This window comes from Streptomyces sp. NPDC049887, assembly GCF_040656535.1.
In the GTDB taxonomy this organism is placed as follows: domain Bacteria; phylum Actinomycetota; class Actinomycetes; order Streptomycetales; family Streptomycetaceae; genus Streptomyces.
This window is the reverse complement of sequence record NZ_JBFAMM010000024.1, coordinates 66,922-89,284: the sequence shown is the minus strand read 5'-3', so window position 1 is coordinate 89,284 and position 22,363 is coordinate 66,922. Positions and strand designations below refer to the sequence as shown.

General features: G+C 72.6%; 21 protein-coding genes. 14 read left to right on the top strand and 7 right to left on the bottom strand.

Annotated features, from left to right (window positions below; all coding sequences use genetic code 11):
• Positions 1 to 83 precede the first annotated feature (83 nt).
• Positions 84 to 833, top strand: coding sequence for a DUF4142 domain-containing protein (locus AB0J10_RS25905; RefSeq protein ID WP_363064857.1), 750 nt, complete (start codon positions 84 to 86; stop codon positions 831 to 833).
• Positions 834 to 1,292: 459 nt separating this feature from the next.
• Here the strand turns inward: AB0J10_RS25905 and AB0J10_RS25900 are convergent, their stop codons facing one another.
• Complete coding sequence (locus AB0J10_RS25900; protein ID WP_363064856.1) at positions 1,293 to 1,925, bottom strand: hypothetical protein; 633 nt, start codon at positions 1,923 to 1,925, stop codon at positions 1,293 to 1,295.
• A gap of 175 nt (positions 1,926 to 2,100) precedes the next feature.
• Complete coding sequence (locus AB0J10_RS25895) at positions 2,101 to 2,967, bottom strand: CBS domain-containing protein (protein ID WP_363064855.1); 867 nt, start codon at positions 2,965 to 2,967, stop codon at positions 2,101 to 2,103.
• 180 nt (positions 2,968 to 3,147) lie between these two features.
• Between AB0J10_RS25895 and AB0J10_RS25890 the strand changes: the two genes are divergently transcribed.
• From AB0J10_RS25890 to AB0J10_RS25875, 4 genes are all read left to right on the top strand, one after another.
• Positions 3,148 to 3,999 (top strand): DMT family transporter, encoded by an 852-nt coding sequence (locus AB0J10_RS25890; protein ID WP_363064854.1) that lies wholly within the window; start codon positions 3,148 to 3,150, stop codon positions 3,997 to 3,999.
• Between the two features lie 209 nt (positions 4,000 to 4,208).
• A complete protein-coding gene (gene ppdK, locus AB0J10_RS25885; protein WP_363064853.1) occupies positions 4,209 to 6,899 on the top strand; it encodes a pyruvate, phosphate dikinase in 2,691 nt (896 codons plus the stop codon).
• A 252-nt stretch (positions 6,900 to 7,151) separates the two neighbouring features.
• A complete protein-coding gene (locus tag AB0J10_RS25880) occupies positions 7,152 to 7,838 on the top strand; it encodes a pyridoxamine 5'-phosphate oxidase family protein (RefSeq protein WP_363064852.1) in 687 nt (228 codons plus the stop codon).
• A 442-nt stretch (positions 7,839 to 8,280) separates the two neighbouring features.
• Positions 8,281 to 9,996, top strand: coding sequence for a GAF domain-containing protein (locus tag AB0J10_RS25875; protein ID WP_363064890.1), 1,716 nt, complete (start codon positions 8,281 to 8,283; stop codon positions 9,994 to 9,996).
• Between the two features lie 21 nt (positions 9,997 to 10,017).
• On the opposite strand, the gene AB0J10_RS25870 is transcribed toward AB0J10_RS25875, so the two are convergent.
• A complete protein-coding gene (locus AB0J10_RS25870) occupies positions 10,018 to 10,698 on the bottom strand; it encodes a response regulator transcription factor (RefSeq protein ID WP_363064851.1) in 681 nt (226 codons plus the stop codon).
• Between the two features lie 889 nt (positions 10,699 to 11,587).
• Between AB0J10_RS25870 and AB0J10_RS25865 the strand changes: the two genes are divergently transcribed.
• The 8 genes from AB0J10_RS25865 (at position 11,588) to AB0J10_RS25830 (ending at position 18,548) form a co-directional block, all read left to right on the top strand.
• Positions 11,588 to 12,109 (top strand): hydrogenase maturation protease, encoded by a 522-nt coding sequence (locus tag AB0J10_RS25865; RefSeq protein ID WP_363064850.1) that lies wholly within the window; start codon positions 11,588 to 11,590, stop codon positions 12,107 to 12,109.
• A 175-nt stretch (positions 12,110 to 12,284) separates the two neighbouring features.
• Positions 12,285 to 13,454 carry a 4Fe-4S dicluster domain-containing protein gene (locus AB0J10_RS25860; protein WP_363064849.1) on the top strand — a complete coding sequence of 390 codons (1,170 nt, stop codon included), beginning with the start codon at positions 12,285 to 12,287 and terminating at the stop codon, positions 13,452 to 13,454.
• On the top strand, positions 13,451 to 13,936 hold the full coding sequence (locus tag AB0J10_RS25855; RefSeq protein ID WP_363064848.1) for a cyclic nucleotide-binding domain-containing protein: 486 nt from the start codon (positions 13,451 to 13,453) through the stop codon (positions 13,934 to 13,936). The genes AB0J10_RS25860 and AB0J10_RS25855 overlap by 4 nt, the downstream gene beginning before the upstream one ends.
• Complete coding sequence (locus AB0J10_RS25850) at positions 13,933 to 14,739, top strand: FAD/NAD(P)-binding protein (RefSeq protein ID WP_363064847.1); 807 nt, start codon at positions 13,933 to 13,935, stop codon at positions 14,737 to 14,739. Before AB0J10_RS25855 ends, AB0J10_RS25850 begins: the two co-directional genes overlap by 4 nt.
• A gap of 1 nt (position 14,740) precedes the next feature.
• Positions 14,741 to 15,532 (top strand): oxidoreductase, encoded by a 792-nt coding sequence (locus tag AB0J10_RS25845; RefSeq protein WP_363064846.1) that lies wholly within the window; start codon positions 14,741 to 14,743, stop codon positions 15,530 to 15,532.
• Positions 15,529 to 16,911: a nickel-dependent hydrogenase large subunit gene (locus AB0J10_RS25840; RefSeq protein ID WP_363064845.1), complete on the top strand. Its 1,383-nt coding sequence runs from the start codon at positions 15,529 to 15,531 to the stop codon at positions 16,909 to 16,911. The genes AB0J10_RS25845 and AB0J10_RS25840 overlap by 4 nt, the downstream gene beginning before the upstream one ends.
• 367 nt (positions 16,912 to 17,278) lie before the next feature.
• On the top strand, positions 17,279 to 17,701 hold the full coding sequence (locus AB0J10_RS25835) for an Hsp20/alpha crystallin family protein (protein ID WP_363064844.1): 423 nt from the start codon (positions 17,279 to 17,281) through the stop codon (positions 17,699 to 17,701).
• A 181-nt stretch (positions 17,702 to 17,882) separates the two neighbouring features.
• Entirely contained in the window at positions 17,883 to 18,548 is a 666-nt protein-coding gene (locus tag AB0J10_RS25830; protein WP_363064843.1) for a CBS domain-containing protein, read from the top strand.
• A gap of 161 nt (positions 18,549 to 18,709) precedes the next feature.
• On the opposite strand, the gene AB0J10_RS25825 is transcribed toward AB0J10_RS25830, so the two are convergent.
• Positions 18,710 to 18,838 (bottom strand): hypothetical protein, encoded by a 129-nt coding sequence (locus AB0J10_RS25825; RefSeq protein WP_363064842.1) that lies wholly within the window; start codon positions 18,836 to 18,838, stop codon positions 18,710 to 18,712.
• A 56-nt stretch (positions 18,839 to 18,894) separates the two neighbouring features.
• A complete protein-coding gene (locus AB0J10_RS25820; protein ID WP_363064889.1) occupies positions 18,895 to 20,388 on the bottom strand; it encodes an AAA family ATPase in 1,494 nt (497 codons plus the stop codon).
• 310 nt (positions 20,389 to 20,698) lie between these two features.
• On the opposite strand from AB0J10_RS25820, the gene AB0J10_RS25815 reads away from it, so the two are divergent.
• The gene (locus tag AB0J10_RS25815) at positions 20,699 to 20,941 is read left to right on the top strand and encodes a DUF6411 family protein (RefSeq protein ID WP_363064841.1); all 243 of its coding nucleotides are present in this window, start codon (positions 20,699 to 20,701) and stop codon (positions 20,939 to 20,941) included.
• 238 nt (positions 20,942 to 21,179) lie between these two features.
• Here AB0J10_RS25815 and AB0J10_RS25810 read toward each other — a convergent pair whose 3' ends face one another.
• On the bottom strand, positions 21,180 to 21,773 hold the full coding sequence (locus AB0J10_RS25810) for a fasciclin domain-containing protein (RefSeq protein ID WP_363064840.1): 594 nt from the start codon (positions 21,771 to 21,773) through the stop codon (positions 21,180 to 21,182).
• Positions 21,774 to 21,903: 130 nt separating this feature from the next.
• A complete protein-coding gene (locus tag AB0J10_RS25805; RefSeq protein ID WP_363064839.1) occupies positions 21,904 to 22,323 on the bottom strand; it encodes a CBS domain-containing protein in 420 nt (139 codons plus the stop codon).
• Positions 22,324 to 22,363 lie beyond the last annotated feature (40 nt).

Genomic DNA, 22,363 nt, shown 5'->3' with positions numbered 1-22,363 from the left:
CTGTCTGCGTGCCGTGCCAGCCGCCTACAACAGCTTCCGGACGACATGAACGAGCAAGTACTCCATGCCGACCGGGAGGCATCATGCGTTCCAACCGACGCGCCGCCGAGTCCACCGTCCCCAGGACCATCGCGGTGATCGTGGCCGTCTGCGCGGTCATCGCCACCGTGCTGTTCATCACGCGGGGAGGTGATGAGGAGGCCTCGGCCTCGCCGACCCCCGCGGGCGCCGCGGCACAGAACGGCTACGGACAGTCCGGCACCGCGGGATACGGGCACTCGTCCGGCGCAGCCCACGGAGCGGACGCGCAGGACGATGCGGCGGAGGACGTCCCGTCCGGGAAGGACGGGCCCCAGCCGGTGACCGAGGTGGACAAGACGTTCCTGGTCAAGGTGCGGCAGGCCGGTCTGTGGGAGATTCCCGCCGGCCGGCTGGCCCAGACGAACGCCTCCAGCGAGGCGGTCAAGCGTGCCGGCCTGCATCTCATGGACGGCCACAGCAAGCTCGACCAGCTGGTACGCGAGGACGCCAAGATCCTGGGCGTCGCGATTCCCGACGAGGCCACGGCCGAACAGCAGGGCTGGGTCAAGCAGATGGAGAACGCCCGGGGAGCCGAGTTCGACCGTCTGTTCGCGAACCTGCTGCGCGCCTCGCACGGAAAGATCTTCGCCACCATCGGCGAGGTCCGGGCCGCCACCCAGAACGACCTCATCCGACGCCACGCGCGGCAGGCCAACCAGACCGTGCTTGACCACCTCGAGGTCCTGGAGGACACCGGCCTGGTCGACAGTGCGACCTTCGCCGACGTGGAGAAGTCCGTCACCCCTCAGTAGTCCGCCCCTCAGTGGACCGGGAAACCGCCCACCCGCCGCGCGAGACCGCAAGGGCCACGCGCGGCGGGTACGGCTGTGCGCCTCCGACGGCCCTGCGGATGCCGGCGCCGCATCCGGAAACGGCCGCTCCGGTCGACCGTCCGGGACGACGCGCAGTTCCGGCCGTCCCACACCTGGAGCTCTCCATTGCACTGTGCAATGATGGGCGGCGAGGAGGGCCCAGCGGCGACGGGCCCACGTCCGGAAGCTGGGCACTGGCACGGTGACGCAGCCGATTCCGGCGCCCGGCCGCGGCTGGCTGCCCTCCTCGCCATCGACCGTGGGCAGTTGCCTCCGCGCGAGCCGACGTGTGGCGCCGGCGCACGCCGTACACCCCGCCGACATGGCTCCTCCGTGCACGCCCGCGCCCCACTTGCTGCGAAGCAGGCCGGGGTCGGCAGCCGGCTCCGTCGCGCTCGCTCACTCTCCCGGGCGGCCGGACCAGCGCGGTTCGACCTCCACCCACTCGGCCTCCCACGCGTCCAGAGTCCGGCGCTCGAGTCGCCGGCCCCGGAGATCGGTCACGGCCACGGCAGCGCTCGCGATCACGGCGAACGCCGAGATCCCCGCCAGCGCCGAGGCGAAGGCCATGTCCGCGTCCGTGGGGGGTTTCCGGGTCGGCCGCCCCTGTTCGTCGACCCAGATCCCGATCACGCTGCCGGCCTCCGTACCGAGCGGCACCTCGACGACACCGCGGTGCGGGTCACTCCCCGGCACGCTCCAGGTCGCCTCCGCCCACACGGCGTCCGGCACGCCGGACCGGGTGTCACCGGCGCCCGCCACCGCCCTGGTCACCGTGGTCGCACTCACCTGTTGCCGCTCCTCGCCCAGAACACGACGGTGCTCGCCGGTCCACGTGGCCCAGGTGGCCGCCACCGCCAGAACGAGCGCCACCAGCACGGCGAAGGCCCTTTCCACCACCAGACGGCTACGGGCCCGGTCCGCAGGGCGGACCAACGGCCTCGTGTCCCTGCCGGCAGCGCACACCAGGTGCCTCCACAGGGTCTCCCCTGCCACCCCGTGGGGCCTGGGCACGGAGAGTTCGTCCACCATGACGGGCCTCCCTCGTGGATCGCCCGGGAGGAGGTGATACCCGCGGGCGTCGCGTCGCTGCTTCCACCATGGCGACGTGCTGCCGTCGCTCGTAGGGGCGACCTTCCCTCCCACCGGGGCCGGTCGACCCAGGACAAACCGTCCGCGGCCGCCGCCACGGCCCGACCGGCGGTTCTCAGGTCACCAGGTGATCGACGACTTCGGCGACGTCGGCAAGACCTTCGACCCGTGCGAGGAACCGCCGCGCTTCGGCCCGTTCCATCCGGCCCCACACGTCCACCGTCCCGTTGCGGACGGTGACCTCGACCGCGGTCCCGGCGCCGGGGAACTCCTCCACGAGGATCCTGGACACGATCTCCTGACGGATTCCCTCGTCGTCCCGCACGAGAGCCGCCAGAAGCGCGTTCCTGCGCACCACACCGACGAGGTGCCCGTCCCTGTCCGTGACAGGCACCCTCTTCAGCCGGGAGAGCGCTGCCAGCCACGCCGCCTCGGCGACGGTGGACTCCGGGAAGACCGTGATGGCGGGAGCGGTCATCAGATCCTCCGCGGTTTCCGCGCGTGCGCTGTCGTTCAGGCGCCGGCGGGCGAGGGCACCCGCCACGCCGGGCCGGTGACCGGTCGCCTCGACCGCCGCCTTGGCCAGCAGGTCCGATTCCGAGACCACACCCATCACCCGGCCCTCCGGGTCGGTCACGGGCAGCGACCCCACTCCGGCGTCGGTGAGTGCACGGGCAACACCCATGAAGACGGAGTCCCCCGGGACTGACGCGGCGGCGACCTCCATGACGTCCCGGACCAGCAGTGGGTCGGCTTCCACATCGGACGCCGACCGTGCCCGGTGGCCCGTGTGGCCGGGCGGGGCCGGTGCTCCGCCGCCCACCGGGCCGCGGGGCTCCCCGGGCCGCGCGGACGCCGCCGCCATCGCGCCGATGTACCGGAGCAGCATGTCCTCCCGCAGGGGTTCGTCGATTCGGCCCGCCCTCCCGGGCACCGCGCGGCGCGCTTCGGCACCGGCGGCAGGGCTCTCGCGATCGGTCATGGCCGGCTCCCTCGTCCGGAGGGTCTCCCCCGCACTCTCATTCTTGCCTTGCGCGGAGCGAGGCGCCCGGGCCGTTCAGCCCTTCCGCCGAGCGTTCGGCGGTTTGCCGCCGCCGCTTCCGAAGGGCATGCCGGGCGTGTCGGGCCCTTCCTCGTATCTCCACACCGGAATGCTTGCATCATGAACACCGCCGTCGCGGTGGCGGCCGCTCTGCTGTCCGCCCTGAGCTTCGGTGTCGGATCGGTACTTCAGCAGCAGGCGGCGCGCGAGGCCCCCGCGTCGGACTCCCTCCGGCTCCGGCTGCTGCTCGAGCTGGCCCGTCGCCCGAAGTGGCTGACGGGGATGGGACTCGTCGTCTCCTCGTACGCACTGCTCGGCCTTGCCCTGGCCGCCGGCCCGCTGGTCCTGGTCCAGCCGCTCGCGGCGACGGACCTCGTCTTCGCCCTGCCGTTCCTCGCCTGGCGACGCGGCATCTCCCTGACGCGTCCGGAGGTCGCGGGAATCGTGTGCACCGCGGGTGGTGTGGCCGTGTTCCTGACGGTCCTGCCGCCGCCTGCCCACGGGACGGTTCCGGACATCGCCGACTGGGTGCCAGTGCTCGCCGCCGTCGGCGGCGCCGTGGTGCTGCTGGCCCCCGCCGGCCTGCGGCGGCGCGGCAGTACGAGGACCGCGATGTTCGCCGTGTGCGCGGCGCTCCTGTTCGCTCTCCTCGACAGCCTGACCAAGAGCACGGCCGACAGGTTCCAGACCCAGGGCGCGGGCGCGTTCCTCGCGTGGGAGCCCTACTCGCTGATCGTCATCGGAGTCCTGGGCCTGACCATGTCGCAGAGCGCGTACCAGTCGGGCTCGCTGGCCATCAGCCTGCCGATCATCGACACCCTCGAGCCGATCAGCGCCGTACTGATCGGAATCGCCGTCTTCGGCGAACGGCTCGCGCAGTCCCCCTCGGGTCTGGCCGTGCAGATGCTGGGAGCGGCCGTGGCCGTGGCGGGCATCCTCCTTCTCGACCGCTCGCCCCTGGCCCGTGCCTGAAAGAGCGTTCCCCGGCCCGTGACGTGCCTCCCGGGGCCGGACGGCCGTTGCCGCCCGCCTCGGCGTCCAGGGACAGGTCCCTGCGGGCCCGAAGGTCCCCGTGCAGGGACGTATGGCCCCTTCTGCCCTGCGGACGCGCTCGGTGACAGTGGACGAGTAGGCGCCGCCCCGCAGAGGGGGCCGGCTCGTCGCCGCGGAAGCAAGCAACCATGACCGACTACGTGTACGACTTCGCCCAGGGCGGCCGTGGCATGGCCGGTCTGCTCGGCAACAAGGGCGCGAATCTCGCGGAGATGACCCGCCTGGGCCTGCCCGTGCCGAGAGGGTTCACCATCACCACAGAGGCCTGCCGGGTCTTCCTGTCCACCGGCGAGCCTCCGCCAGGGCTGGAGCGGCAGGTCGCCGAGCACGTGTCCGCCCTGGAGCGGGCCGCCGGAAAGCGACTCGGTCAGGCTGACGACCCACTGCTCCTCTCGGTCAGGTCCGGAGCCCGGGTCTCGATGCCCGGCATGATGGAGACCGTCCTCGACATCGGGCTCAACGACTACTCGGTGCTCGGACTGGCCAGGTCGTCCGAGAGGGAACGATTCGCTTGGGACTCCTACCGGCGGCTGGTGCAGATGTTCGGTCGGACGGTGATGGGCGTGGACGACTCGCTCTTCGAGGAGACACTCACCCGCATCGAGGAACAGCACCACGTCCCCGACGACAGCCGACTGGACGTCTGCGACCTCATCAGGGCCGTCGAGACGTTCAAGGACCTGATCGCCGAGCGGTCGGGCCGCGTGTTCCCCCAGTCACCCGGCGAACAGCTGAGGCAGGCCGTCCTGGCCGTGTTCGCCTCCTGGGACGGTGAGCGCGCGAGGCTGTACCGGCGCCGCGAGCGCATCCCGGATGACCTGGGTACCGCGGTGACCGTCCAGACCATGGTCTTCGGCAACCTGGGCCGGGACTCGGGGAGCGGTGTGGCCTTCACCCGGGACCCGGCCACGGGCCGCAAGGGGATGTACGGCGACTACCTCCCGGGCGCCCAGGGCGAGGACGTCGTCTCCGGGGTACGCAACGCGGTGCCCCTCCAGGAGCTGGCCGCTCTGGACCCGACGTCGTTCCGGCGGCTTCAGGAGTACCTGACCCGCCTGGAGAGCCACTACCGCGACCTGTGCGACGTGGAGTTCACGATCGAACGGGGCAGGCTCTGGATGCTTCAGACACGCGCCGGCAAACGCACCGCCCGGGCGGCGTTCACCATCGCCTCGGACATGGCCGACGAGGGTCTGATCACGCACCGTCAGGCTCTGTCCCGCGTCGACGGTGAGCAGCTCAACCGCCTCATGTTCCCGCGCTTCGACGCCGCCGGCACGGCCGACGTGATCGCCCGGGGCGTCCCCGCCTCCCCGGGAGCGGCCGTGGGAGCGGTCGTCTTCGACTCGGCCGAGGCCGTGCGCAGGGCGGACGCCGGGGAGAAGGTGGTGCTCGTCCGGAACGAGACCACGGCCGACGACCTGCCCGGCATGATCGCCGCGGAAGCCGTTCTCACCACTCGCGGGGGAAAGACGAGCCACGCGGCGGTGGTGGCGCGGGGCATGGGGAAGGTCTGCGTCTGCGGGGCGGAGGACATGATCGTGGACGTCCGTGCACGCTGCCTCGTCGTCGACGGCCTGACCGTCGGCGAGGGTTCGGTCGTCTCCGTGGACGGCTCCGAGGGGAGCGTCCGCCTCGGAGCCGTCCCCCTGGTCGAGTCCCAGGTCGTGCGGTACTTCGACAGCGGTGCGCCCCCCGACGCCGCCGGGCAGGACCTCGTGCGCCATGTGCACCGGCTCATGCTGCAGGCCGACGCGGTACGGCGCCTGGAGGTCAGGGCGAACGCGGACACCCCCCAGGACGCGGCCCGGGCGCGCCGCTTCGGGGCCGAGGGAATCGGGCTCTGCCGCACCGAGCACATGTTCCTGGGGGACCGCTGCCGGCTCGTCGAGGACCTGATCCTCGCGGAGGGCGACGCGGAACGGGATGCCGCCCTCGCCGCACTCCTGCCCCTGCAGCGTGCGGACTTCACCGGCATCCTGGAGGCCATGGACGGACTGCCGGTGACCATCCGGCTGCTGGACCCGCCCCTGCACGAATTCCTTCCCGACCGCACGGATCTGGCCGTCCGCGTCGCCCGGAGGGACGCGGTCGGGGATTCGCCCGACGAGCACGATTCGGCGCTGCTCGCGGCCGTTTCCCGTATGCACGAGAGGAATCCGATGCTCGGGCTGCGGGGCGTCAGGCTGGGCCTGGTCGTTCCCGGGCTGTTGGCCATGCAGGTGCGTGCGATCGCCGAGGCGGTCGTGGAACGGCTTCGGGCAGGCGGGACTCCACGCGCCGAGATCATGGTTCCGCTGGTGGACACGGTCGAGGAGCTGCGCCTCGTCAGGGAGGAGGCCGAACGAGTCCTGGCCGCCGTCTCCGACGAGGCGGGTGTGGACGTCACATGTCCGGTCGGCACGATGATCGAGCTGCCGAGGGCGGCTCTCACCGCGGGCCGGATCGCCCGGGAGGCCGAATTCTTCTCGTTCGGTACGAACGATCTCACCCAGACGACCTGGGGTTTCTCACGCGACGACGTGGAGGCCGCCTTCTTCTCGGCCTACCTGAGGAAGGGTGTGTTCCCGGCGTCGCCGTTCGAGACCGTCGACCGCGAGGGCGTGGGCCGACTGGTACGGATCGCGGTCGCCGAGGGCCGTGAGGCACGCCCCGGGTTGGAGATCGGTGTGTGCGGCGAGCACGGAGGCGACCCGGCATCGGTGCACTTCTTCCACGAGGTGGGACTGGACTACGTTTCCTGCTCGCCGTTCCGGGTGCCGATCGCACGTCTGGAAGCCGGGAGGGCGGCCGTTTCGCAAGGCACCGCGGACGGCTGACAGCCCGCGGCACCGCGCCGGGGACCGGTACGGCCCCTGGTCAGGGCCGGTGGCACCCGGGATGGGCCGACAGGGACCGCCTCGGGGCCGTCCGGCCCAAGCCCCCCGTGCTCGGTGCGGGCCACCCTGGGGAGGGAGGACCCGGAGCGGGCGACGACGGAACTCCGCGCCGCCGGCACACCGGATGCCGTGCCGGGGAGGTCCGGTGCGGCGCGATGACCCCGACGCCCGACGAGGGGAGGCGGACCCACGATGTCCAGCACGTCCGCACACGGTTCGACCGCCGGACCGTCGCACTCACGCACCGACATGGGCCGCCGGCTCGCGGCCCGGCGCGAGCAACTGGGACTGACCCGGGAGGAGGTGGCGGAGCGCAGTGGGGCGGCCGCCACCTACGTCCAGTACCTGGAGGAGCGGCCCGCGGCGCCCGACACCGCCACGCTGCAGCAGATCGCCGCCGCCCTGGAGACGACGGTGGCCGAACTGGCCGGGGGGACGGCGGACCAGCCGCCCGGGCTGGGCGCGGCCCTGCGGGACGCGGGACTGGCCGAGCTCGACGAAACGGAGTGCCGGTCCCTGATGTCCGGCCATGGCGTCGGGCGGATCGGGGTGCTCACGCCGGAAGGGCCGGCGGTGGTACCGGTGAACTATGTGGTCGACGGCACCGACATCGCCTTCCGTACCGCGCTGGGCAAGGTGCCCGCCTTCGCCGCGGGAAGCGAGGTCGCCTTCGAGGTGGACCGTATCGACGACGCCTTCAGCCGGGGGTGGAGTGTCCTGGCCGTCGGTACGGCGCGCGCCGTCACCGAGGAGGCGGCGGTCCGCCGGCTGACGGAACTGGCTCCGACCTCACCCTGGGCCGGCGGGCAGCGTGATCTGTGGATCGAGCTCACGCCCTCCCGCGTCACCGGGCGCAGGATCGTCGCGGCGGACGGCTGACTCTCGGGGTCCGCGGTGCGGCGGCGACACATCCGCTGTTCCGCCCTGGGGTCGAAGGCGCTTCGCCGGAAGGCGGCTGAGCTTACCCAGGCCGGCGTCCGCCCCGACCCGCCGCGCCGCCCGGTCGCTCGACCTTCTCCGGGTGACCGACGGGACCGCGATGCGGATGAGCGGCCACTCCTCCACGTGCACCGGGCGCAGAGGTGCTTCCCTCGGCACCGCCTCCCTCGCGGCCCGTTCCGCCGCGGCCCGGCCTCCGGGAACCCGTCGACCCCGGTGGGCGCAGCGGGAGTCATGTCCGCACGCTTCCTTCCGCGCCGCCGGGACGGAGCGACCCGTGAGGCCCGAACCCTCACCGACCGGCGCGCAGGGGCCGCTTGAGGGCGGAACGGTACCGTAGGAAGGACCAGGACTTCCCCTGTGTGACGTGGCGGGAGAGCGCATGGGCGAGGACTTCAGCGCGGCGAACCGCGTGCCGCGGCTGCGTCTGGACGAGTTGCTGGACGAGCTCCAGGGCCGTGTCGACGAGGTGCGCGAGACGAGGGACCGCCTGAACGGCCTCCTGGAGGCCGTTCTGTCGGTGGGTCGGGAACTCGATCTCCCCCAGGTGCTGCGGGGGATCGTCGAGGCCGCGGTCTCCCTCGTGGACGCCGAGTACGGAGCGCTCGGGGTCATCGGCGACCAGGGCCGGCTGGCGCAGTTCCTTCCCGTGGGCATCAGCGACCGGCTGCGCGCGCGCATCGGCGACCTGCCCACCGGTCACGGCCTCCTCGGCGAGGTCATCCGGCACCCCGAACCGCTGAGGCTGAACGACATCGCCGCGCACCCGGCGTCGTCGGGCTTCCCCTCCCACCACCCGCCGATGCGGACGTTCCTGGGAGTACCCATCAGGGTGCGCGACGAGGTGTTCGGCAACCTGTACCTGACCGAGAAGCGAGACGGCGCCGAATTCGACGCCGACGACGAAGCCGTCCTGTCCACGCTCGCCGTCGCCGCCGGAATCGCCATCGAGAACGCCCGCCTGTTCGAGGACCTCCGGCTGCGGGGCCAGTGGCTGGAGGCGAGCGCGGAGTGCACGAGTGCCCTTCTCTCCGGGACGCCGCAGACCACGGTGCTCGAGCTGATGATCGAACGGGCTCGTGACATCACGGGTGCGGGCATCGGCATGGTCCACCTGCTCACTTCGGACGGCGAGCTGCGCGGCGTCGTTGCCCTCGGGGACGACGCCGATCGGCACCTGGGGGTGACGCTGCCGTTGGAGGGCACACTCGCTGGCCTCGCCCTGACGGAGGGCGTCCCGGTCAGGAGTCCCGACATGGCCGACGACGCCCGGTTCGCCGTACGGTCCGGGGCGTGGAAGAAGTTCGGTCCCGCTGTCGCCGTGCCGGTGGGGACCAAGGAGAGGAACCGCGGAGTCCTGACGCTCGCGCGACGTGCGGGCCGCCCGCCCTTCTCCGAGGAGGAGACGGCGCCCCTGTCGGGTTTCGCCGGGCAGGCCGCCGTGGCACTCGAACTCGCGGATCACAGGCGGGAGACGGAACAGCTGAGTCTGCTCGCCGATCACGACCGGATCGCCCGGGACCTCCACGACCTGGCGATCCAGCGCCTGTTCGCGACGGGGATGACGCTGCAGAGCACACAGCGCTTCGTCGACCACCCGGTGGCGTCCGAGAGGCTGGGGCGGGCCATCGACGACCTCGACGACACCATCAAGATCATTCGTTCGACGATCTTCGGGCTGCGGCGGCACGAGGGGCCCGGGAGCAGGAGCGGTCTCCGGGCGCGGGCGGCGCGTCTCGTCGAGGAAGAGGCACAGGCGCTCGGCTTCGCACCCGCCTTGCGCACGGAGGGCTTCGTCGACACCGACGTACCGGGCGCCCTCGCGGACGAGGTCGTGGCGGTGCTGGGTGAGGCGCTCACGAACGTCGCACGGCACGCGCGCGCCGACCGCGCGGAGGTCTCGATCGTGGCGGGGTCCGGATCGCTCACGGTGAGTGTCGTCGACGACGGCGTCGGCATCGCGGAGGGCGGACGGCGCAGTGGCCTGCGCAACCTCCGGGAACGGGCGGAAAGGCTGGGTGGGGACCTGACCGTCGCGCCCGCCGCGAACGGCGGAACCCGTCTGGAGTGGCGCGTGCCGTTGCGTGACCGGGGCTGACCGGCGGGACTCGTGGACCGGTCACACCTGGTTCTCGTGCTGTGCCGCGATGACCGCCGCCTGGACCCGGCGTTCGACGCCCAGCTTGGCGAGCAGTCGCGAGATGTGGTTCTTGACTGTCTTCTCGGAGAGGTAGAGCTCCCTGCCGATCTGGCGGTTCGTCAATCCGTGCCCGATCAGGTCCAGGACCGCGCGTTCACGCGGGGACAGCGCGGCGAGCCGCTCGTCCTCGGGGGCCGGGGGTTGGGCCGGGGAGCGCAGCGAGTGCATCAGATGTGCCGTGGTGGTGGGGTCGAGCATCGACTGTCCGGTGGCCACGGTTCGTACGGCGGAGACGAGGTCGGACCCCTTGATCTGCTTCAGGACGTACCCGGCGGCTCCGGCCATGATCGCGTCCAGCAGCGCGTCCTCGTCGTCGAACGACGTCAGCATCAGGCAGGCGAGCTCCGGCATGCGGTTCCGCAGTTCCCGGCAGACGGTGACGCCGTCACCGTCGGGGAGTCGGACGTCCAGCACCGCCACATCCGGCCGCACCGCGGGTCCCCGTGCCAGTGCCTGCTGCGCTGTGCCCGCCTCGCCGACGACCTCGATGTCCGGCTCGGCGTCGAGCAGGTCCCGCAGACCACGCCGGACCACCTCGTGGTCGTCCAGCAGGAACACACGGACGGGTGCCTCGGCCGGGAAGGCCGGTGCCTCGGACATGTCGCCCCCTGACGGTCGGGTCTCCTCGTCGAGGATGCCGCGTGCCGCACCCGGGGCACCAGGGCCGAACGGTCCCGGTCCGCTCCTGCGCCAGTCGTCCCCGGCCGATGATCGGGCCCGCCCTGCTGACCGGCACGAGCGGCGCTCCCGGTCGGATCCACGCGGATGTCCACCATGCCTTCGACGGCGCGGACCGCCTTGGCCGGCGGCGGAACCAGCCGGCGTCCCGGAGTTCCCCGCGAGGGCCCCTTCCTGTGTGGCGGGACTCCCCAGGGGCGGACCCCCGCGGAAGCGGACCGTCTCCCCGCGGACGCGTTCCACGGCACCCCGCACGGGTGACACGGGGTGCCGTCGCACGTGCCCCGGTCCCGCACACCACCTTGACCCCGCCCGGGTGCCGGGCACATGGGCCGACGGCCCCGGAGCAGGGCGGCCCCGCCTGCCCGGCTGCTCCACGCGGTGTGGTCACGAGCCGTGGCGGGTCGTGCGGCGAGCGGCCGAGCGGCCCGGATGCCGCTTCCCCCGGGGCGGGGGCCGGAGGGTGCGTGCGGCCCCGCTCTCCGGTGCGGGGCCGCGGCGCCGGCGGACCTCGGGGTGCCCACGTGTGCGGGCGGGCCCTCGTCGCAGACCGGACGCGGGACGACGCGTCAGCGAAGGCGTAGGTTCTTCCCGTTCATCCGTCATGCTCGGTGCATCACGTCTGATTCGGGGAGACCCGCGCGAAGGACGTTGCCCCGGTACGGGCACGGGGAGTCCTGGCCGGCGCTCCGCTCGCGGTGCTGCCCGACCCCACCGGATCCGCCCCGGCGGGAAGGTGAGCGGCAGCCGGCTCCGGGGCCGGTGGACGCCGCACACGCAGACGCCGCCCGGACGAGGGGACACAGCAGTCATGGAACCGGTCGCCCGCACGGCGGTCATCGGGATCGGCAACGAGTTCCGCCGGGACGACGGGGTCGGCTGGGCCGTCGTCGCCGCGTTGAGGGACCCGGCAGCGCGGCAGCCGCTGTCCCGGGGCACCGTACTGGCGCAGTCCGACGGGGACCCGGGCCGGCTGATCGGCCTCTGGGAGGACACCGCCCTGGCGGTGGTCGTCGACGCCTGCTTCCCCCCGTCGGCGCAGCCCGGGCGGACGCACCGGTGGTCCGGGAACCCCGGCGGCTCCTTCCACCCGGCCGGCCCGGCACGGCACAGCACGCACGGACTCGGCCTCGCCGAGGCGGTCCGGCTCGGGGACGCTCTCGGGCGCGGTCCCGGCCGTCTCGTCGTGTACGCGGTCGAGGGAGCGGACCGTTCGCTGGGCAAGGGACTCACCCCGGCGGTGGCACGCGTGGTGCCGGGTCTGGTCCGACGGATCGAGGCGGACATCCGCCGCCACCGCGAGGCTCCGGGCCACGGCCCGCGGGACGGCTGAGTGCCGGCGGGACGACTCCGAGCCAAGGACACGCCGGACCCATATCGGAGCCGGAGGGACGCGCACCTGACACCCTGTCCACGACCGACAGCACACCCCACGGCCGTGTCCCGACGAATCGTGGCGGAGACGTCTGTGCCTCCCGGGCCGAACGGCCCCCGGACGAGGGCGAACGATGACGGACCCCGAGAACACCGGTGCGGTACCCGGCGCTGCGGCCGAGGCGGTGGTCGACCGCGACGGACTGAGCGAACTCGTCCGCGTCCTGGCGCGCCGCGGCCGCACGGTGATCGGCCCCACCGTCCGCGACGGCGCCATCGTCCTGGACGAGCTGGAGTCGGCCGAGGAGCTGCCCTACGGGTGGGGGGTCGAACTCGAGGCCGGGCAGTACCGGGTCCGCAGGCGTGCCGACGGGGCCGCCTTCGCGCACAGCGCGGGGCCGCAGTCGTGGAAGTCGTTCCTCCATCCGGAGCGCGTGCGCCAGTGGAGCGCCGACCGCGGCCCCGACGGCGGGCTGACCGTGCGCCCGGAGGCACCCGGGAGCGTTGCGTACGCCTTCCTCGGCGTGCGGCCCTGCGATCTGCGGGCCATTCGGATCCTCGACCGGGTGATGGCCGGCGGCCGCTACCGTGACCCCGCCTACCTCTCCCGGCGGACGGGCGCGTTTCTGATCGCGGTCGAGTGCACCGAGCCGGGTGCCACCTGCTTCTGCGTCTCGATGGGCACGGGACCGGCCGCGGACACCGGATACGACCTCGCGCTCACCGAGGTCGTGGACGCCGCCGGCCACCGCTTCCTGTGCCGCAGCGGAAGCCCGGAGGGTGCGGCGGTGCTCGCGGAACTCCCCCGCCGCGACGCCGACGGGCCCACCCGCGCGGCGGCCGCCTCCGCGGTGAGCGAGGCGGCCGAACGCATGGGCCGGTCCATGCCGCCGGTGGACCTGCGCACGCTGATGCGGGACACCCTGGAGGCGGACCGCTGGGACGACGTCACGGCCAGATGCCTGAGCTGCGGCAACTGCACCATGGTCTGCCCCACGTGCTTCTGCACGACCACCGAGGACGTGACCGACCTGACCGGCGACCACGCGGAGCGGTGGCGCCGCTGGGACTCCTGCTACGACCTGGACTTCTCTCTCCTCCACGGCGGCCCGGTCCGGGCCACCCCGCGCAGCCGCTACCGCCAGTGGCTCACCCACAAACTGGGCACGTGGCACGACCAGTTCGACAGCTCCGGCTGCGTCGGCTGCGGCCGGTGCATCGTCTGGTGCCCCACCGGCATCGACCTCACCGAAGAGGCGCATGCCCTCCACCGGGAGGCCACGCGGACGGAGAGCGCACCGTGACCCCGCGGACGAACGGCCCCGCCGGCGAAGGGGCGCTCACCGCCCTGCCCGACGAGCACCGCGGTCGGCTGATGGCCCTCGCCCGCGAAGCGGCCTTCCCGGGCGCCACGCGGATCTTCGAGGAGGGCGAGGAGGCGGACCACTTCTGGATCATCCGCTCGGGCACCGTCGCGCTCGACGTCCAGATTCCCGGGCGCGGTCGGGCCGTCGTCGAGACCATCGGCAGCGGCGCCCTGCTCGGCTGGTCGTGGCTGTGCCCGCCCCGGCGCTGGCACCTCGGCGCCGAGACCCGGGGTCCCGTGCAGGCGTGGGAGTTCGAAGCCGCCGCGGTGCGCGGCCTGTGTGCCGAACGCCCCGAACTGGGGATGGCGTTGATCACCGTCGTCGCCGAGACCATCGGCGAGCGGCTCAGGGCGACCCGCACCCGACTGCTCGACCTGTACGGGCCGCCGGGATCGCCGGGGAACGGGAACGGGCCATGACCCTCACCCCTCTCCCCTACCACGTCGTGGACCGCCGGGACGAGACGCACGACACCGTCACGCTCGTCCTGGAGCCGGCCGGCGAGGGCCTGGAACCTTTCGCCCCGGGCCAGTTCGCGATGCTCTGCGCCTTCGGGGTCGGCGAGGTCCCCGTCTCCGTCTCCCGGACCCCCGACGACCGGCGGTTGACGCACACGGTACGCGCCGTCGGGGCCGTCACCCGAGCCCTGTGCGGCCTGCGGACCGGTGCGTGGGTCGGGGTGCGCGGCCCCTTCGGAACGCGCTGGGACCTGGCGGCCGCCCGTGGGCACGATCTTCTCGTCATCGCCGGCGGCATCGGGCTCGCGCCGTTGCGGCCCCTGGTCGACGCCGTTCTCGCCGACGCCCACGAGTACGGACGGCTGAACGTCCTCGCGGGTGCCCGGAGCCCGCGCGAACTCCTGTACCAGGACGAGTTCCCCGCATGGGGGAGGCACTTCGGCGCCGCGACGGTCGACCGGCCCGACGACGACTGGACCGGCCGGGTCGGAGTCGTCACCACGCTGCTCGGCGAGGCCCGCTTCACGCCGGCGGACACGACCGCCTTCGTCTGCGGCCCCGAGGTCATGATGCGCGTGACCGCCCGCGACCTGGTCCACCGGGGGGTCCGCCCCGACCGCGTCCAGGTCTCCCTCGAACGCAACATGCGCTGCGCCACCGGCCACTGCGGACACTGCCAGCTCGGCCCGCTGCTGCTCTGCCGCGACGGCCCGGTCGTGGGCTACGACCGGGCCGAACCACTGCTCACCGTACGGGAACTGTGACATGAGCGTCCCCACCACGTCCCGACCGCCGTCCCGCCCCCGGCTGGGGGTGTTCAAGTTCGCCTCGTGCGACGGCTGCCAGCTCACCCTCCTCGACTGCGAGGACGAACTGCTCGGCATCGCCGACGCGCTGGAGATCGCCCACTTCCTGGAGGCGTCCGGGGACGTGGCGCCGGGTCCGTACGACCTGTCGCTCGTCGAAGGGTCCGTCAGCACCCCCGAACACGTGGACCGCCTGCGGCGCATCCGCGCCGAGTCCCGCCGCCTCGTCACCATCGGCGCCTGTGCCACGGCCGGCGGCGTCCAGGCACTGCGCAACTACGCGGACGCCGGGGAGTACCTGGCGGCGGTCTACGCCCGGCCCGACTACATCGAGACCCTCGCCACCTCCACACCGATCTCCGCTCACGTACCGGTCGACTTCGAGCTGCGCGGCTGCCCCATCGACCGCGGGCAGCTGGTGGAGGTCATCACGGCCTTCCTCGCCGGGCGGAAGCCCGGCATCCCGAACCACGCCGTCTGCTTCGCCTGCAAGCGGCGCGGCAACGTCTGCGTCACCGTCGCCCACGGCACGCCCTGCCTGGGCCCGGTCACCCACGCCGGGTGCGGCGCCCTGTGCCCTACATACGGACGGGGCTGCTACGGCTGCTTCGGCCCGGCCGGCACGACCAATCTCCCCGCGCTCATCCCCCTGATGCACCGCGACGGGATGGGCGACGAGGACATCGGCAGGCTTCTGCACACGTTCAACGTCACGGCCTTCACCGCCGTGGAGGAGGAAGGACCGGGATGAACGAGCCGGCGACCCGGTCCCAGGTGCTGCGCGTCCCCGCTCTCAGCCGGGTCGAGGGGGAGACCGCACTGCACCTGCGCATCCACGAGGGCACCGTCGAGGAGGCCCGCCTGAACATCTACGAGGCTCCGCGGTTCTTCGAAGCCTTCCTGCGCGGCAGGTCCCACACCGAACCCCCCGACCTCACCTCGCGCATCTGCGGGATCTGCCCCATCGCCTACCAGCTGAGCGCCTGCCGGGCGGTCGAGGACGTCTGCGGCGTCGCGGTCGACGGGCAACTCGCCGCACTGCGCCGCCTGCTGTACTGCGGCGAGTGGATCGAGAGCCAGACGCTGCACATCCATCTGCTGCACGCCCCGGACTTCCTCGGCCACGACGACGTGATCAGCATGTCCCGCTCCCACCTGGCCCATGTCGAGCGCGGACTGCGCCTCAAGCAGACCGGCAACGCCGTCGTCGAACTGCTCGGGGGACGCGCGATCCACCCCGTCAACGTCCGGCTCGGTGGATTCCACCGGACCCCGACCCGCGCCGAACTCCGTCCCCTCGCCGAACGGCTGCGCACCGCCCTCGACGACGCGTTCGACACCCTGCGCTGGGTCGCCGGCTTCGACTTCCCCGACGCGGAGTGCGACGCCGACCTCCTCGCCCTCACCGAGCCGGGCACCTACGCGATCGAGTCCGGGACCCCGGCCGTCCTCCCGTACGACCGTACGCTCCCACCACGCGGCTTCCCGCTGGGCGAGTTCTCCGACCACGTCACCGAGGAACAGGTCCCGCACTCCACGGCCCTCCACTCCCGGCTGGACGGCCGGAGACATCTCACCGGCTCACTCGCCCGCTACGCGCTCAACGGCCACCTGCTCTCCCCGACGGCCCTGGAAGCGGCACGCGAGGCCGGGCTGGGCACCCCCCCGCTGACGTCGGAGACGGAGGGCACCGGGCCGGGCGAGGTCTGCAGGAACCCGTACCGGAGCATCCTCGTCCGCGCCGTGGAGGTCCTGTACGCCGTGGAGGAGGCCCTCCGGATCATCGCGGCGTACGAGCGGCCCGCCCGGCCGTATGTGGAGGTGCCCGCCCGGGCGGGAGTCGGGCACGGCGCGACGGAGGCCCCGCGGGGGCTGCTCTACCACCGCTACGCCCTCGATGGCGAGGGACGCGTCACCGACGCCCGGATCGTGCCGCCGACCGCCCAGAACCAGGGTGCCATCGAAGCGGACCTGCGCAGGCTCGTCCAGGCCGGGCTGGACCGCGGTGAGGACTCCGAGGCCGAGCTCACCCGGCTGTGCGAACGCGCCGTCCGCAATCACGATCCGTGCATCTCGTGCTCGGCGCACTTCCTCGAACTGGACGTCGTACGGACGCCGGGACCCACCTGATCCGCTCGACCGCGCGAGGGCCGAGCGGTTCGGGGCGACGGCCGTTCGCCCCCGGCAGCCCTCGGCGCCACCGCGCATCGCGGCCGACGCGCGTTCACGGCTCGTCGGCCCCGGACGCCGGGAGGTGACCACACCGAGGAGTCCGTCGGGCTCGAGCAGACGTCCGCCGTCGCCCGGCGCCGGGGGCGACGGCAGGACCGGTGCGGCGGGAGGGGCCCATCCGCCTCTCGCGGATCCCGACTGCGCGGTGCGACGGGGTGTCGGGGGGACCATCGGGTCCCGCTACGGGCTGTTCGGCCCCTGCGGGCCGGACGCGGTCCGCGGTTGACTGGTCGTGTCGTAAACGCCAGACCGAGGAGGCCGGATCATGGCTGTACTCGCACGCAAGCAGAGGTTCCCGTTCCCGGATCTGCCGGACTGGTTCGAGGACTTCCCCGCCCGGTTCAGCATGCCGGCCATGGCCGATCTGCACACCATGAGGATCGAGGAGTACACGGAGGACGACAGGTACGTCATCCGCGCGGAACTCCCCGGCATCGAGGTGAAGGACCTGGACGTGACCGTGGAGGACGGCGTCCTCACCATCAAGGCGGAGCGTACCGAGCGCGAGGTGGACAAGCACCGCTGTGAGATCCGGTACGGATCGATCACCCGCGCCCTCGCTCTGCCGAAGAGCGCCGACGAGGGCGACGTCCGCGCCGAGTACACGGACGGCATGCTCACGGTGAGCGTGGGTCTGGGCGAGGAGAAGCCGGAACCCAGGCACATCGAGATCAAGCACGCCGTGTGAACCGTGGACACCGCCGGTGTCGTCCGGCCGGGCCGCAGCGGCCCGCGCCGTACGGCGACCCGCACCGGAGCCCGGTGCACCGGCGTTCCAGCGCTCTGCCCGGACCCGGGCAGAGCATCCCTTCGCAGCCTCCGCGCGTCCCGCGGATCGCAGCCCCGAGAAAGACCCACCGGGAGAGGCGATGACGAAGCACAGCAAGGTCGGGGGCCTGATGACCGGGGAGGTCGTCTCCGTCGTGCCGTCAACACCGTTCAAGGAGGTCGCCAAGCGGCTCGCGGAGCACGACATCAGCGGTCTGCCGGTCCTCGACGAGGACGACCGGGTGGTGGGGGTGGTGTCCGAGACCGACCTCCTGGTGCGCCAGGCCCTGGCCGCGGAGGCGGTGTGCGCACCGCGGCGGTCCGGACCGTCGATCGGCGCACCGGGCCGCGACGAGGGGGACGCGATCACGGCAGGCCGGCTGATGTCGGCACCGGCGGTCACCGTCCACGCGGACGAGACCGTCGCAGCGGCCGCCCGCACCATGCTGCGGCGCTGTGTCGACCGACTGCCGGTGGTCGACGACGAGGACCGGCTCGTCGGCATCGTCACTCGGCGCGATCTCCTTCTCGTCTTCCTCCGTCCGGATCCGGAGATCCGCCGCCGAGTGGTCGAGGAGGTGCTGGTGGACACGATGGGTCTGGCACCGGACGCGGTCGACGTCCATGTCGTCGACGGACGGGTCACCCTGGAGGGCACGTTGGAGACGCCGGCCCAGATCCTCGTCCTGAAGAAGCTCACGGAGCAGATGGACGGAGTGGTCTCCGTGTCCGACCGCCTCACGCCCTCTGGCGGCGCCTCCCACTGAGCCGGGGCGCAGGCGAGAGGTCCGGTGCGTCGGGCCCCGGAGGCGCACGGCGTCCGGCGGCCGGGTCCGCCGGGCGTTGGCGGAAAACCGGCCGTGCGGTCGCCGGGCGCGGAGAGGACGGGCCGGTACGGAGGTCTCCGTGGCACGGAACGCACCGCCGATCACACGATGGCCACCGACCGCCCCGCGCACATGGCCACGCGGACCGTCGACGTCGACGTGCCCGAGCTGCCTCCGGCCAGGGCCAGGGCCCTGGAAGCGGTGGCCTCCCACTGCGCGGTCAGGAACACACTCGAGCACCCTACCGCGATCACGGTCCGGCTCCGGGACGACGGCACGACCCGCCTCAGCCGGGCGTCATGTACGGGCGCCGGAACGGCGGCCTCGGTCCGGCTCCCTCGGGGTGGATCGCCGCCAGCACCTGTTCGACCGCCGTGGCGAGGGATCCGCCCGTGTCCACCCGCACCGCCTCGGGCCACGGATCCGCCGCCCTCGCCATCGCCTGCGCGACGTCGGCGTCGGCGTCGGACGGGCCCGGGCGCCGCACGGTCAGTCTGCGGTCGGCGACCTCCTTCGGCGCGGAGCAGACCAGCGGAACCGGATCGGCGCTGCACAGGCGTGCCGCGTCGGTGGCGCTGTCGCGCAACTCGCGCGACGTCCAGGTGGCGTCGACGACGACCGACTCACCGGCGGACAGCAGTGCCGTGGCCCGTGCGACCAGTTCGCCGTAGGTCCGCCGCGTCCACGCCGGGGAGTAGATGCCTCCGCCGTACTCCGCTCCCGCCGGCGCCTCCGGCGGCCTGCCGGAGAGCTCTTTGCGGACCCGGTCGCTGCTGAGCAGAGTGAGACCCAGCCGGTCCGCGAGCGCGGCGGACAGGGTGGACTTGCCGGTGCCGGGGAGCCCGCCGACCATGATCATGCGCACCGCTGAGGTGCGCAGGTGCCCGACGGTGATCCCGGCCAGTCGTGCCGCCTGCGAACGGGCCTCGGGTGCTCCCTGGCCTGCGCGGATGACGGCCACCTTCTCCCTGACGAAGGCCCGGTAGGCGACGTAGTGGTGCCACAGGGACGTGGGGGCCGGGTCGCCGGCGTACTCGCTGTAGCAGGAAAGAAAGTACGCCGCTGCGTCCGGGGCACCGAGGCGCTCCAGGTCCATGGCGAGGAATGCGGCGTCGTCGAGGCCGTCGACGTGGCGCAGGGTGTCGTCGAACTCGAGACAGTCCAGCAGCCTCGGTCCGTCGTCCAGGCAGAAGACGTCCTCGGCCAGCAGATCCCCGTGCCCGTCCACCACCCGGCACTCTCGGATGCGGCGGTCGAACAGGCCCTCACGTCCTGCGAGGTAGCGCCGCACCCGTCCCTCGGTCTCCTCCAGGCTGTGCATCGGGGCGATGCCCTCTCCCTTTTCGCGCACCTGGGCGAAGCTGGATTCCCAGCGCGCGAGGAGGGCGTCCCTGGTGCCGTCCCGCGAGATGTCCGTGCTGCGGGACGAACGGGCGTGGCAGGTCGCCAGCAGCCGCGCCACCTGGCGCACCTGCTGCGTGACGGGGGCCCCGACGGCCACGAGGTGGGAGAGCCGGCGGGAGTCGGGCATCCGTCGCATCACGACGACCGGTTCCGGCGTCAGGCACCCCGGCCCACGGAAGTCGCCCACTCCCTCGTACACGTCCGGGGAGAAGCGCCGGTTCAGCTCGACCTCCCGGGCGCACGCCCGCTGACGAGCGGCGGCGCTGCTGAAGTCGAGGAACCCCATGTCGACGGGTTTCTTGGCCTTGTACGCCCGGTCTCCGACGAAGACCACGACCGCCGTATGGGTCTCGGCGACGGCCGGGTGGAGGCCCATGCCGTCGCCTGGCGGTGTCGCGGGGTTTCTCGCCGCGGCAGTGCCCGTGTGCGGAAGAGTCACGTCCGTCTCCCCGTCCTTCGCCCCGAGTGGTGGGCACTTCCAGCATCCTCGCCGCACGGCCTGCCGCCCATGGGCTTCCCGGGCCCACCCCAGGACCGAGTGGCCCTTCCGGCCGTCCGTCACCCACCGGGGGCGGGACGGGCCGCTACCGTGCGGCACCACCGCGCGGGCACCCGCGTGGGCGAGGACGGCATGCTCCGGTCGCTCCGGGGAAGCCGGGAGGGGACCCCGACGAGAGGAGCGCGTCATGATGGCTGCCGGAATCGTCGCCGTGTGCGCGGTGGTGCTTGTTCTGGCCTTTGTTCTGCCGCGCCTGTCCAGGCACCCGCAGAACGGCACACAGCGAGTGCTGGGCACGGGTGCCCGTGCGGGCGGGAAGGCCCCCGGATTCCTGGGACGCATGTTCAGCAAGTCGTTCCACAGCAGTTCGCGGGCTGTCGGGCGGTCCGGATCGGCTGGGCGCCGGGCGAGGAGCCGACTGCCGTTCTGATGTCGCACAGGTGACGGACTCGCCCAGGGTCCCGGGGCCCGAGCCCGGGGCATGCCCGGCTCCCCGGCCCGGCGCATGAACGCTGGGGCCTTGGCGACCTCGGCCACGATCGCACCGGACGCGGCGAGCTGCGCGGACGACCCGCCCACGCAGCTCGCCGAACCACTTCCCGCTGCGGGCACCGGCCTGTCTTCTCCGGTCGGACCTCCCGCAGCGTCACCACGTCACATTCTCACCGTCAGTCGGGCGGCGTGAGGAGCCCGTCGATGAGGTAGACGGTGGCGTTGGCTGTGGCGATGTTGCCGCAGACGATGTCCGCCGTGCCGTTGACCTTGAAGGAGGTACCGGACCCGGAGGTGGTGAGCTGCGAGCCTTCCAGCGTCTTGAACGAGCCGTTCGGCAGCTCGCTCGGGGTGATGTCGGCGTCCACGACATGGTAGGTCAGTACCTTCTTCAACTGCTCCGGGTCGTTGAACAGGGATTCGCGCTGTGCCTGGGTCAGGCTGTTGAAGGCGTGGTTGGTGGGCGCGAAGAGGGTGATGTCCTTCGACTCGTTGAGGGTTTCGCCGAGTCCGGCCTTCGCCAGCGCCGACGCCAGCTGTGCCAGCTGGCGGCTTCCGGCCGCGGCGTCCGCCACCTTCTGCTCGGCCATGACCGCGGCACTGCCCGCCCCGCTCCTGGGCAGTTCCGAGCAGTCGGGCCCGAATGTGCCCGTCGGGCCGGGAGTCGGCGCCTGTGCGAAGGCGTTCGGGGCGAATGCGCCGAACGCGAGCGGGACGGCGACCACCGGGGCGATGGCCGCCCGTGCCACGCGAGTTGCCTTGAACCTCATGCCGACCTCCTCGGGGACGAGCTTCCGAGCGTGCCGCCGGGACCGCCCGCCCGGAGTGCCCCGGCACGGGAAGGGAACCGCATCCGGCCCCCGCGCCTCTCCCGGTGCGGAGCCGAGGGATCTCCCCCGGTCACTTCCCGGCGCAGACGGCCTCGACGAAGTGCCCCACCTGCTCATCCGGCAGGCGGCGTGCGAGGTCCGCTTCACTGATCATGCCGACCAGACGATGGTTCTCGACGACCGGCAGCCGTCGGATCCTGTGGTGCTCCATGGCCCGCAGGACCTCGTCCGAGTCGGCGCCGGCGTCGATCGTCACCGGCTTTCCCTGCTCGAGCATGCCCGCGGTCATGGTCTTCGGGTCCTTGCCCCTGGCGATGCACTTCACCACGATGTCGCGGTCGGTGATGATCCCGTGGAGCCGGTCGTCCGGCCCGCAGATCGGGAGAGCTCCGATGCCCAGCTCACCCATCCGGCGCGCCGCGTCCACCAGGGTCTCGCTCTCCTGGATGCACGTGGCGCCGATGTGCATGATCTCCCGTGCAGTGGTCATGGCCGCCTCCTTCGGTCCTCGCGGTCTGCGAGGAGTCAGC